Origin of the sequence: Kitasatospora sp. NPDC057223, assembly GCF_042669755.1 — a bacterium.
In the GTDB taxonomy this organism is placed as follows: Bacteria; Actinomycetota; Actinomycetes; order Streptomycetales; family Streptomycetaceae; genus Kitasatospora.
This window is the reverse complement of the sequence record NZ_JBHUWW010000190.1, coordinates 1-12,123: the sequence shown is the minus strand read 5'-3', so window position 1 is coordinate 12,123 and position 12,123 is coordinate 1. Positions and strand designations below refer to the sequence as shown.

Annotated in this window: 13 protein-coding genes; 11 read left to right on the top strand and 2 right to left on the bottom strand. The window is 73.4% G+C overall.

Annotated features, from left to right (window positions below; genetic code table 11):
- Positions 1–90 precede the first annotated feature (90 nt).
- The 11 genes from ACFUK0_RS37230 to ACFUK0_RS37180 all read left to right on the top strand — a co-directional run bounded on the left by ACFUK0_RS37230 (position 91) and on the right by ACFUK0_RS37180 (position 9,943).
- A complete protein-coding gene (locus tag ACFUK0_RS37230; RefSeq protein ID WP_380257948.1) occupies positions 91–225 on the top strand; it encodes a hypothetical protein in 135 nt (44 codons plus the stop codon).
- Positions 226–255: 30 nt separating this feature from the next.
- A complete protein-coding gene (locus tag ACFUK0_RS37225) occupies positions 256–825 on the top strand; it encodes a hypothetical protein (RefSeq protein ID WP_380257946.1) in 570 nt (189 codons plus the stop codon).
- The gene (locus ACFUK0_RS37220; protein WP_380257944.1) at positions 822–1,346 is read left to right on the top strand and encodes a hypothetical protein; all 525 of its coding nucleotides are present in this window, start codon (positions 822–824) and stop codon (positions 1,344–1,346) included. The genes ACFUK0_RS37225 and ACFUK0_RS37220 overlap by 4 nt, the downstream gene beginning before the upstream one ends.
- Positions 1,347–1,505: 159 nt before the next feature.
- Complete coding sequence (locus tag ACFUK0_RS37215; RefSeq protein ID WP_380257942.1) at positions 1,506–3,845, top strand: hypothetical protein; 2,340 nt, start codon at positions 1,506–1,508, stop codon at positions 3,843–3,845.
- Positions 3,846–4,168: 323 nt separating this feature from the next.
- Positions 4,169–6,481: a hypothetical protein gene (locus ACFUK0_RS37210; RefSeq protein ID WP_380257940.1), complete on the top strand. Its 2,313-nt coding sequence runs from the start codon at positions 4,169–4,171 to the stop codon at positions 6,479–6,481.
- 162 nt (positions 6,482–6,643) lie between these two features.
- Positions 6,644–6,880 carry a hypothetical protein gene (locus ACFUK0_RS37205; RefSeq protein ID WP_380257938.1) on the top strand — a complete coding sequence of 79 codons (237 nt, stop codon included), beginning with the start codon at positions 6,644–6,646 and terminating at the stop codon, positions 6,878–6,880.
- Positions 6,881–7,016: 136 nt separating this feature from the next.
- Positions 7,017–7,424, top strand: coding sequence for a hypothetical protein (locus ACFUK0_RS37200; RefSeq protein ID WP_380257936.1), 408 nt, complete (start codon positions 7,017–7,019; stop codon positions 7,422–7,424).
- 185 nt (positions 7,425–7,609) lie between these two features.
- Complete coding sequence (locus ACFUK0_RS37195) at positions 7,610–8,116, top strand: AAA family ATPase (protein ID WP_380257934.1); 507 nt, start codon at positions 7,610–7,612, stop codon at positions 8,114–8,116.
- 164 nt (positions 8,117–8,280) lie between these two features.
- Positions 8,281–8,535: an RRQRL motif-containing zinc-binding protein gene (locus ACFUK0_RS37190; protein ID WP_380257932.1), complete on the top strand. Its 255-nt coding sequence runs from the start codon at positions 8,281–8,283 to the stop codon at positions 8,533–8,535.
- Positions 8,536–8,665: 130 nt separating this feature from the next.
- The gene (locus tag ACFUK0_RS37185) at positions 8,666–9,232 is read left to right on the top strand and encodes a hypothetical protein (RefSeq protein ID WP_380257930.1); all 567 of its coding nucleotides are present in this window, start codon (positions 8,666–8,668) and stop codon (positions 9,230–9,232) included.
- Between the two features lie 42 nt (positions 9,233–9,274).
- Positions 9,275–9,943, top strand: coding sequence for an NUDIX domain-containing protein (locus ACFUK0_RS37180; protein ID WP_380257928.1), 669 nt, complete (start codon positions 9,275–9,277; stop codon positions 9,941–9,943).
- A 164-nt stretch (positions 9,944–10,107) separates the two neighbouring features.
- Here ACFUK0_RS37180 and ACFUK0_RS37175 read toward each other — a convergent pair whose 3' ends face one another.
- On the bottom strand, positions 10,108–10,824 hold the full coding sequence (locus ACFUK0_RS37175) for a response regulator (protein ID WP_380257926.1): 717 nt from the start codon (positions 10,822–10,824) through the stop codon (positions 10,108–10,110).
- Positions 10,821–12,026, bottom strand: a complete 1,206-nt coding sequence (locus ACFUK0_RS37170; protein WP_380257923.1) for a sensor histidine kinase — start codon at positions 12,024–12,026, stop codon at positions 10,821–10,823. Before ACFUK0_RS37170 ends, ACFUK0_RS37175 begins: the two co-directional genes overlap by 4 nt.
- Between the last annotated feature and the right edge of the window lie 97 nt (positions 12,027–12,123).

Here is a 12,123-nt window from a genome sequence, read left to right as displayed (position 1 = left end):
TCATCACGGCGGGCGGCATCCGGACGGCGAGAGGAGCCCCGGGACCCCGGTCCCAGTCCATCCCGCCTGCCTCGTCCGAAAGGCCGTGACATGCCGTACGACCAGCTGTTCTTCGCCTTCTTCGCCACCAGCGCGGCCACGTCCTTCTGGCTGCTGCTGGCGATAGGCGCCGAGACCTACCTCATCCCGCCCTACCTCAACCGAATGGAGGCCGCAGATGTCTGACGCTCCGGTCCGCGGATCGGGGGTGACGCTGTGACCGTCACCCCCGAGGTCCCGCCACGCCCTCTGTACGACCCCGCCGCCCCGGAGCAGTCCGGCGTGGTGGACGACTTCTGGTCCAAGCGGCGAAACGCAGGCCATGGCGAGCTCGCCGACGGCCTGGCGGAACTGGCGCAGGAGATGCGCCAGGGCCGCCTGGACGCCGCGATCCCGCGCAAGGCCGACGACGCGGACCACCTGATCGACTGGGTCCGTGTCCGGCGGGCCGGCGCCCGCCTCAAGCGCGCGGTGCAGGCCTGGCCGAACACCGCCGCCGTCGGCCTCGCCCTGGCGGGCCCGGCCTGGCTGTGGCAGAGCGTTGTCGAGTCCTGCTCGACGTCGTTCGCCCCGGCCGCCGACGTCGCCGACCCGGGCCTGGGCCTGGGGCTGATGACGCTCACCGGCGTACTGGTCGTCGGCCGGGTGATGCGCGGGGTCACGTTCCTGCGCCCGCTCGTGCGGCTGGCGGCCTGGTCGGTCGTCGTCGGCACCCTGTCCTACCAGCCGGCCCGGACCTGGGCCGTCGCCCTGCTGTCCGCCATCACCACGGGGGTCTTCCAGTGAGCACGACCGGCATCGAGATCACCCACACCGTCACCCGGGCGGGCTCCGCGATCGGCTTCGCGGTGTTCATCGGCACCTGGGCGTTCCTCTTCTTCAAGCACAAGCGCAAGTTCACCGCGCTGAAGAAGAAGAAGTACCTGGTCCCTTACGCCTGGGGCCTGGGTGTGATGGTGCTGGCCTCCGCCTGCACGGGCGGCCTGCTCGGGCTGGTGTCCGGCTTCACCACCGGCACCGGCAACCAGAGCGGGGCACTGGCCAGCAAGGGCATGGTCGGCGGCGAAGGAACCGTCGCCGTCGCCCAGCAGGCGCACCTGACGTTCTCCGGCTCCTGGATCGCGCTGGTCCTGTTCGGCCTGGCCGTCGCGTTCTGCTGGTTCGCCAAGAACATGGGCGAGCGGGTCCTGATGGTCTCCGGCGCGTTCTCCGGCGCCACCTGGGGCCTGTCCATCTCGCTGGGCGGCCTCGCCGCGTTCACCGGCGTCCCGCTGTCCAACTGGCTCGGCGCCCTGATCATCGGCTGAAGTCCCGGCCCGTGACGGTCGCCCCGGACCCGCCCGCCCCCTGCACATCGGGGGGCGGGGCCGGTTCCGGGACGGCCACCCCAGACCGGACCCACCACCTCTCGCCACCCGCACCCGACGTCCCGCATGCCCGGACCCCTGTCCCTGGAGGACCGCAACGTGAACACCGACACTCAGCTGGCCGTCCCGCCCGAGGGCACCGCCGTACCGAAGCTGCCCACCACCCCGCCCGGTGAGAACAACACCACCGGGCCGGACGGGCCCGAGAAGCAGAAGAAGCCGAACCCGGTCGCCCGCTGGGCCGGCGCCCAGGCCCGGCGCACCGGCGACGGTGCGAAGGGCATCGGCGAGCTGCTCGCCCACTGGGGCAGCACCGCCGACCAGTCCGGCGAGGAACTGCGCCGGCGCATCGTCGCCGGCCAGCTCGAGGCCTACACCGAGCGCCGCGACGAACTGCGCGGCGCGCTCGTCAAGGAGACCAAGAAGGTCGTCCGCCTCGAGGAGGAAGCCTCCGACGGCGGCCTCACCGACGCCCAGCGCGGCCAGCTGACCCTCACCCGCGAGAACGCCCGGCGCCTGGAGAAGGCCCTGCGCGACATGACCAAGGTCCCCTTCCGGGCGATACAGCCCACCGAGCGCCAGATCGCCCGCGCCCGCACCATCGGCCGACTGCGCCGCGGCGCGGTCCTAGTCGCAGCATCCATCGCCACCGTCATGGCCGCCGTCCACGCCCCGCAGATCGCCCTGCTCGCCCTCGCCGCCGGCGCCGCGATGGCGTGGCGCACCGGCGGACACCCCCCGCGCCTGACCCACCGCCCCGTCCCCGACGACCTGCTGCTCCCCGAACTCGACCCGCCCGCCAAGCTACTCACCACGGAGAAGCCGGGCGAGGTCCAGGCCGACGTCGAGCAGGGAGTCGAGCTGTTCCCCGGCGACACCGGCAAGCCGTTCCCGATCCGGGACGTAACCGACCCGGCCGTGGCCGTCGAGTGCGTGCGGCGGGCGCTGCTCGCCGAACGGGTGCCGCTCGCCTACGTCGGCGACCCTGTCCCGCACCCGTGGGGCTGGGAGACGGTGGTCCGGGTGTCCGACGGTACCTGCGGTGACATCGGCGAGCGGCTCGGCGGCCTGGAGACGAAGTTCGACGTCGGCGACGGCGACGTGATCCTCCAGCCCAACCGCAAGCGCACCGCCGAGGCCACCCTGCGGGTGGTCACCGGCGACCTGTTCGGCGCGATGAAGCCCCCGCCCTACCGGGCCCCGCACTCCGTCGACGTCACCACGGCCGGCACCTTCGGCATGAGCGCCGACGGATGCGACCTCACGTTCTCCCTTGCCGAGCTGATGGGCGAGGTGATCGCCCGCTCCGGCGGAGGCAAGAGCACGATCATGCGGGCCCTGCTCGACTGGACCACCGCCGCCCACAACGCGGTCACCGTCTTCCTCGACCCCAGCGGCGACGGGCCGGGGAAGTTCACCGACGCGGTCAAGCTCACCAGCACGGACCCGATCCAGATCGAGTTCGCCCTGCTCTCCCTCTACCGGCTCGCCGCCGGCCGCGCCCGCACCCGCCGCAAGCTCGGCATGGGCGACAGCTGGACATGCACCTTCGAGCATCCGGCGATCTTCGTCTTCGTCGACGAGTTCCCCAAGCTCACCAAGCGCAGCAAGCAGATCATCGCCGAGCTGCAGCTAGTCGGCCGCAAGGAAGGCGTCTGGCTGATCTTCGCGGCGCAGGGCTCCACCAAGGAACTGCTCGGCTCCAACATCGCCCAGCACCCGGCACTCAAGATCATGGGCGCGTGCCGGGACGTCGACACCACTCAGGCCCTCGGCGGGGGCGCGATCGACTGGGGTTACCTGCCGCACCGGCTCCAGCCCAAGTCCGGCAGCAGCCTCAACGACTGCGCCAAGAGCTACGTGATCGGAGCGCCGGGTCTGTCCGAAGACCCGATGCTCCACAAATGGCACTACATCCCCGACGACGAGGGAGGCCGCCGCGCCGCCGAGCGCCTCGCCGCCGGCCTGGTCGACATCGACCAGGCATCGATCGACGCCGCCCTCAAGGCACCGAACCCGCCGGGCCTCAAGTTCGCCGACGAGGACGAGTACCTCCGCTACGTTCCGTGGCCGGAACTGCTGGCGATGTGCGCCGAGGACGACGACGACCAGGAGGTCGGCGGCGCCGATCCGGAGATCCTGCCAGCCATCCTGCTGGCGATCCGGGAGACGTTCGAGCGGGCCGACGACCCGGACTTCCTGCTCACCGACCAGGTCCTCGACCATCTCGCCACCACCGGCGCCGAGTGGCGCCAGTGGGACGACCGGGAGCCCGCCGACCGACGCCGTGAAGGCGCCAAGAAGATCGCCCGGGACCTCAAGAAGGCCGGCATCGAGTCCCTCAAATCGGTCCGGCGCATCGACCTCGACAAGGACAACCCGCCCTCCGGATTCTGGCTGGCGGACGTCGAGAAGACCCTCGCCGACCCCCAGGACTGACCACCCAACGTCACCACAGCTGATGTGTCCCGACCGGTCCGCCGATCTGTCTCCGATCCGTCGCCGATCCGTCCGTGATCCGTATTGATCCGTCTCCAGGACAGATCAGCGACAGATCGGAGACAGATCACCAGACGGATCGTGACCTGCGAAGACAGATTAGACGGATCAGATCCGAACACCCCCTCCCAGCCCCCGAAACGGGCCCCGGACACCCTCCGGGGCCCCTCTCGTGCCCCGGCCGCCGAACAGGCCAGCCGCGCAGCCCCCGACCCCGCTCAGAAATCACACACCGTCACTACCGCACAGAGCGGAGACCCCCGATGAGCCCGACCAGGACGACGTCCAACCGACGCCCCGCAGCGCCCCGCAAACCCGCCCCGGCCAAGCCGTCCACCCCCCGCAAAACGGCCGCCGCCCCCGAGAGCACCACCGCTGCCCAGACCCCGGCGACCGAGCCGGCCCGGCCGGACGCCGATCCGATCCTGGCCGACGCCCGCGACCGCGCGGCCGACGTCCTGGCCCTCGCCGAGGACCAGGCGCTCACCGTCCTGCAGCGCGCAGCCGGGGTCGCCAGCCGTGAGCTGGCGACCGCCGGGCAGTGGGCGGCGGAGGCCGAGCAACTGCGCGCCGACGCCGCCGACGAAGCCCAGATCGTCACGGAGCGTGCCGATCAGGCGGTACGGCAGATCCTCGACCTGGCCAACGACCAGGCCGGCCTGATCCTCCAGTACGCCCGGGAACAGCGCGAGGAGGCCGACTCCGACGCCCACGCCCAGGCGGACCGACTGCTCGAGGAGGCCACCGAGCGAGCCGGGGCGCTGCTCACCGCCGCCGAGCAGCGCGCCGCCGCCGTCCGCACCCGGGCCCAGCAGGAGGCGGGCCGGATCGTCGCCGACGCCGAGCAGCGCGCCCAGGCCGTGGCGGCCGGCATCAACGAGGCAGCCCAGCAGCAGGCCGCCAAGGTGCTCGGCGAGGCCGAGCGCGATGCCGACCGCACCCGCAACCGGGCGGCGGCCGACCTCGCCGACGTCCAGGACCAGGTCGCCGGCGCCCGCCAGGAACTGGAGCGCACCCGCACCCGGACCGCTGACGACCGCGCCCAGGCCGAGCACGAGCTGACGAACGCCCGCGAGCTCGCCGCGACCGTCCAGCGCGACGCCGCCGCGGCGGCCGGCCGCACCCTGACCGAGGCCGCGGCCGAGGCCGAGGAGATCCGCACCCAGGCCGCCGTCACCGCCCGCCGGATCGTCAAGGCGGCCGAGGACCACGCCGAGGAGACGCGCCAGGAGGCAGAGGCCACGGCCGGGCGCGTCACCGAGACCGCCCGCGCCGAGGCCGACACGGTCCGCGAGAACACCGACGCCGAAACCCACCGGCTGCTGGAGGAGGCCCAGGCCGAGGCACAGGAGCTCCGCGAGGAGGGCGCCCAGCACGCCGCCGACCTGCGCGAGCGCGGCCAGCAGGCCGTGCAGCGGCTGCGCGACGACGCTCAGGGCGCCATCGAGGAGGCCAGGCAGGCCGCCGGAGAGCAACTGCGCCAGGCCGGCTCCGCGCGGGGAAAGGCCGAGGCCGACGCCCACCGACTCCTCAACACCGCCCGACGGGAGGCCGGGCAGGTCACCGCCGACGCCTTGGCCGAACTCGCCGAGACCCAGCAGCACGTCGCCGAGCTGCGCGCCGAGCAGCGGCAGCTGGAGCAGAAGCGGGCCGACCGGAACAAGGGCCTGCTCCGCCAGGCCTGGCGCCGGTGGGAGGCCAACATCCCCAAGGCGCTGCCGAAGGTCGCACTGTGGGCGGGCGTCGCCTACACCGCCGCCGGTGAGCACCACCTCGCGGTCATGGCCGGCATCGACAGCACCCTGGCGTGGCTGTTCCCCGTCGCCGTGGACGTGTGGGTGGTCGCCGCCACCCGCGCCCACGCCAAGGCCGCCACCCAGGAGGAGCGCAAGCGGATCACCGTGGAGGTGGTCGCCGCCCTGGTGGTGATGATGGCCTGCCAGATCGCCGCGCTGCTCGCCGAACTGCACATCGTCGGCGTCGAACCGCAAAACGGAGAGTGGCGGGTGAAGTGGGGCCTCGCCGTCCCGCTCGCCATGGTGGTGCCGGTGGTCATCTGGCGCGTCCATGCGCTCATGGGCCACGGCCCCACCGCTCACGTTGCCCCCGCCGCGCACACGGACGCGAACGCCGCGCCCACCGAGGACGGGGACGGCGCTCACGGCGGCCCCGACCCGCGCCCGCCGCACGGCGGCCAGCCGCTGCCCACCGCTCACGGCATCCTGCTCCCCGCGCAGGGCGCACCCGCCGAGCGCTCACATGAGCGCGAGATCACCGCAGGTCGCGGGACGAACGGCGCTCACCGCGCGCTCCCGCCCGCGCACCCGCAGAGCACCGACGCTCACCCCACCTCGGCGCTGACCGGCGCCGCGCTCATGTACGCCCGCAAGGCGCTCGTCCGCCCGCTGTACGACACTCTCGGCCGCCGCCCGCGCGTCGCCGAGATCCACGCCGCGCTCACTGCCAACGGCCTGCTGAACGGCGACGAGAAGCAGACGCGCAGCACCTGCCAGCGCGTGCGCGACGCGGTTGAGGACGCCGAGCCCGCGCTCAGGCCCGCCGTGCGCTCTGCGTAACCGAGCGCACAGACACGAACGGCCTCCGGGATGAAGAAGACACCCCGGAGGCCAAGGACACCCGAAAGCGCCCACGGGGCCGGCCTCGCCGCCGGCCCCGCCCCCATCCTCCCGCACCACCAACCGCACACCGAACTCCGTCCCGGAAGGAACCCGCCACCCGTGTTCGCCATCGAACGTGACGCCCGGATCGCCGCCCTGCGCGAAGTCCACCAGACCCGCAGCGACACCCTCACCAACGTTCCGCCGGGTTCCCGCTCCCACGCCCGCCTGCTCGTCGAGTGCGACGCGATCAGCGACGAGATCGACCGCCTCAAGCGCTGCGTCAACATCCCGCGCTCCGCCGTCGCGGCCATCCCGATACTGCTCGCCGTCCTGGTCCTCGCGCTCATCAGCTGACGCCCCGACGACCGGCCCCGCCCCCGGCCCGCGCCGCCCGCCCCGCATCCCAGCGCGGCGGGCGGCGCGCATCCCGGGGACAGGGGCCGGCCGCCCGGCCGACACCACCGACCAACCACCGAACGAAGGAAGCCGTATGCACCACGTCGTCGTCCTGTCCGGCCTCGCCGCTCTCGTCCTCGCACTGTGGGCCCTCCAGCTGACTGTACTGGCCCTCCATGTCCGCTTCGCCATCCACAACGGCGTCAGCCGCGGCCTTTCCGATGACGTCGAGTTCGGCCTGCTGGTCGTCTGCGCCATTGTCACGCTGGGCAGTGCCATCGGCGGGGGAAGCGCCATCGGCGCCAGCCTCAACGCCACCCAGTGGGGATGGGCCCACGCGATCCTCGCCGCCGGAGTCACCGTCTCCTACCTGCTTCTGACCTACGCCACGGAGTGGGACGCGGAGACCTGGTGGGAGAAGCGGAAGACACGTAGGACCGGCCACACCGCAGAGGCCACCGAAGCCGTAGAGGCCGCAGAGGCCGCCGAAGCGACAGCCTGACAGCCCGCCACCCGGCCAGCGGACCCCTTCGCTCCGTCCCGGTCCAGGGGCCCTTCCCATGACCCTGACGACCGGCCTCGTCCCCCGCCCGCACCGCCCGCCCGGCACCCAGCCCGGGCGGGCGGCGCGGGCCGGGGCGGCGGACCGGCCGCCCGGCCGACAGCACCAACCGCGGAAGGACAACCGTGAACCTCACCTTCGAACCCGGCTCGCTGATCACCCTGGTCGGCGGATCGGGAGCCGGGAAGACCGCCCTCGCCACGCGCTACTGGCCGCAGGCCTGGCAGCTCAGCCTGGACGACTACCGCGAGATGGCCACCAACTCGGTCGCCGATCAGTCCGCCACTCCGGTCGCGGACCAGATCCAGACCCTGCTGCTCGACGCGCGCCTGGCCCGGTCCCTGACCACCGTCATCGACTCGACCGGACTGCACGCCCACGTCCGCGCCGCCCTGCTCGCCCGCGCCCGCTACTGGCAGCGCCCCTGTGTGGCCGTGCTGTTCGACATCCGGCTGGAGCGCCGCCAGGCCCAGAACGCCGCCCGCCAGCGCGTCGTCCCCGGCCACGTCCTGCTCGACCAGGAGCGCCTGGTCCCCACCGCCGAGCAGCTCCTCGCCGAAGGCTTCACCCGGGTCGAGACCGTCACCGCCACCAGCCCGGCCTACCTCGAGCCGGCCCTCGCCGGCCGCTGACCGAAGGGACCCGAGCGTGCGCGCGACAGATCTCGACCCGACCGGAGAGCACCACAGCGGCCTGCCACCTACCCCCGGCGATTCCACCCCGACCCGGACCTGATGACCCGCCGCCAGCTGCGCGCCGAAGGCCTCCGCCGGCGGGTCAGGAGCCGGCCGCCCAGATGACCTGGCGGAACGGCCTCCGGTTCGGCCACCTGTACCGCCGCTCCCTCGCCCTGCCCGTACGGCCCATGACCCCGGCCCGCTGGCGCTCCCACCAGCGCATGATGCTCGCCCGCCGCACGTGCCCGCTGTGCCGCACCACGGGCGAGTACTGCATCCCGACCTCGCTCGGCTGCTGCCTGGACTGCGCCGACGGCCTCGCCCTGGCCGAGCTGGAGCAACTGCTCACCCTCGCCCGCGCCGCCGCGGCCTGACCCACCGCCCGGTTCGCCGCCGCCGGCCCCGGACCCGACCGCACTTCGGCGGCCGGCCACCGGGACCGGCGCGGCTGCCCGGTCACCCACGACCCCGCAGACCCGAACCCGCCACCGAAAGGCACCGCCCGTGCAGAGCACCGACCCCCGACTCCTCACCGCCACCGACGCCCTGGAAAAGCTGCTCACCGACCTCACCCCCGACCCGTTCGACGGCCTGCTGCGCCGCGACGACGCCTACACCGTCGTCCTTGCCGCCCTGCGCTTGCTGGAGGCGTCCGGCCACAGGCGCACCACCATCGGCGAGCTGCACGCCCTGTCGCAGGCCGTCCCCGGCGGGCACGTCCTCGGTGGGCACGACCGGCTGATGGGCTTCCTGGAGCAGGCCGCCGCCCACGGCCGGATCCGCCTCGACCTGGGCCAGGTCCACATCGGGACCGCACCCACCGGCGGCGGCCCCGGCCACGTCTGGATGCGCCGGCTCACCCAGGGCGGCGCGGCGGTGGAGCTGATCGGCGCCGAGCCCTGGCCGGTCGGCACCCACACCCACGACGAGGCGAAGGCCTGGTGGTACTGCACCGGCTGCCGCCACGGCCTCGGCCAGGCCGGCGCCATGTACGTCTACGCCATCCGCCAGCAGGTCACCCGTCACGCCGCCGCCTGCGCCTATCTCCCGCCGCTGCCAGACCCCCACTGAGTGCTGATTCCGACCCCGTCACGAGACCAGGAGAAGACCGTCATGGAGTACACGCCTACCGACATCACACCGCCGGAGCTGCGGCCGTCCGCGCTGGCCTGCCACGTACCCGGCTGGGCGGAGGCTGCGCCCACACCGGCCGACGTGCACGACTGGGCCCAGCGCCAGGCTGTCGCGCTCGTGCCGTTCGAGCTCGACGCCCGGGGCTGGCCGCTGCACCCCGCCGGCCGTACCGGCAAGTGCGGCCGCAACCTCGGCCGGTGGGGCGAGAACGCGGCCGCCGACCCGATCGTGGTCGCGGGCACCGGCCCGGTCCGGCGGGTCCCGCTGATCACCCGAGACGACATCCACCAGGAGGCCATCCCCGGCGGCATGGTCGACCCGGGCGAGACGGCGCCGAAGGCTCTGCTGCGCGAGCTGCGGGAGGAGACCGGAGTGGACCTCGCCGGCCACCAGCCGCACGTCCTCGGCCGGGACCTGTTGGACGACTGGCGCCAGTCGGATCACGCGTGGGTCGCGAGCACCAGCGCCCTGTTCGTCCTGCCCGCCGCCGTCACCGCGACGGCCGCCGACGACGCCCTCGACGCCAGCTGGTACCCCTTCGGCTCCCTTGACCGGCTCGACGCCGCGATCACCGCCGCCGGACGCACCCTCTACGCCGCGCACCGGCCCCTCCTGCAGCGCGCCCTGGACCACCTCGCCGAGCACTGATCACTCCCACCCCACCCGGCCCCGGGCGCTCACCGCCCGGGGCTGACCCGACACACCCCGACCACTGGCGACACCGAACCGCAAGGGAAACCGACCGATGGCCGACAATTTGGCCCGCCTCACCGTCGCCCCCGACCTCAGCCTGGTCACCGCGGACGGCGTCATCACCGAGGCGACCGGCCGCAACCCCCGCCAGCTCGCCAGTGCTGGGGTGGTTCTGCACGGACGAGGCCGTTCTGGTAGGCGATGACGACGAGTTGGGCGCGGTCGCGGGCGCCGAGTTTGGTCATGGCGCGTTGGATGTGGGTGCGGACGGTCAGGACGCTGAGGACGAGTTCGGCGGCGATCTCGTCGTTGGACTTGCCGAGGGCTGCGAGGGTAGTGATTTCCTGTTCGCGGGGGGTGAGGTCGCCGAATCGTTCGGCGGGGGCCAGGGGTGGGCCGGAGGCGGGGGTGGTGAGGAAGCGGGTGATCAGAGCCCGGGTGGCGGCGGGCGAGAGGAGGGCTTCGCCGGCGGCGACGGTGCGGATCGCGTCGAGGAGGGTGTCGGTGGTGGCGTGTTTGCCGAGGAAGCCGCTGGCGCCGGCGCGCAGGGCGCGGGCGACGTACTCCTCGGTCTCGAAGGTCGTCAGGATCAGGACGCGGGTGCCGGCGAGGTCGGGATCGTCGCAGATCGCGGCGGTGGCGGTGAGCCCATCGGTGCGGGGCATGCGGATGTCCATCAGGACGACGTCGGGCTGCAGGGCGCGGGCGCGTTCGACGGCTTCGTTGCCGTCGGCGGCTTCGCCGACGACTTCCAGGTCGTCGCAGGAGTCGATGAGGATGCGGAAGGTTCCGCGCAGGAGGGCCTGGTCGTCGGCGAGCAGGACGCGGATGGTCAACGGTTCTCCTGGGGGCGGGCGGTGGGGGGTTGGAGGGGGAGGGTGGCGGTGACTTGGAAGCCGCCCTGGGGGCGGGGGCCGGTGGTGAGGTCGCCGCCGACGGAGTGGGCGCGTTCGCGCATGCCCATCAGGCCGTAGCCGCCGCCGGGCACGGTGGGTGCGGTGGGTGGGCCGTCGTTGGTGACGGTGATGCGCAGGCGGGAGCCGGTGTAGGTGAGGTGCAGGTCGGCGGTGTGGTTCGAGGCGTGCTTGGCCGCGTTGGTGAGGGCTTCCTGCACGATGCGGTAGGCGGTGAGGTCGACGCCCGGGGACAGTGGGCGGGCGGTGCCTTCGCTGGTGGTGGTGACGGTCAGGCCCGCCGATTCGAGGGCGGCGAGGAGGTCGGGCAGGCGGCTCAGGCCGGGTGAGGGCTCCAGCGGGTCTGCGTCAGGGTCGCCGGCCTGGCGCAGGACGCCGACGGTGTTGCGCAGTTCAAGCAGTGCGGTGGAGGTGGTGTGGGCGAGGTCGGCGAGGAGTTGCCCGGCCTGCTCGGGGCGGCCGGCGGCCAGGAGGTGGGCGGCGGTTCCGGCCTGGGCGTTGGCGACGGCCATGTGGTGGGCGACCGCGTCGTGCAGTTCACGGGCGATGCGCATCCGTTCCTCGGCGACGCGCAGCCGGGCCTCCTCCTCGCGGGTGCGCTCCGCGTTCGCGGCCCGCTCCTGGACGGTGTGCAGGTAGGCGCGGCGGAAGCGGCTCATCCTGCCCATGGCCAGTGGCAGCAGCAGCCACAGGGCGGTGCCCAGGGTGCGCAGGAGGAAGTCGTCGCCGAGTGGTGCGCCGGCGAGGGAGGTGGCCAGCAGGAGGGCGGCGGTGGTGTAGCCGTAGGTGGCGGTGGTGCGGGAGTCGGTGAGTGCGGCGATCCAGTACAGGGCGGCCATGACGGGGGCCAGCAACAGGGGACTGGGGAGGTGGCCGAGTGCGGTGAGGACGGCGGCGCAGGCGGCGGTGACGGTGAGGGCGGTGCGGGGGTGGCGGCGGGCGGTGTAGAGGGCGGCGGTGCAGGCGAGGGCGAGGAGGCGGGCGGGCCAGGGGTTGTGCGGGGGGTGGGAGTCGCTGGTGCTGATATGGGCGCCGAGTTCCATGCAGGCGCCCAGCGTCACCGCCAGCACGGCGTCGGCCGCGCGCGGGTGGCGGCGGCCGTAGCGCTCCAGGTGGCTGGTCATGCTGCCTCTCCGGTGGGGGTGGTGCCCGGTCGCTTCCATGGTCGCCGAGCGGGGCGGGGTCGGACGGGAGGCGGGCCGCCCGGAGCTGGTGCCCGGG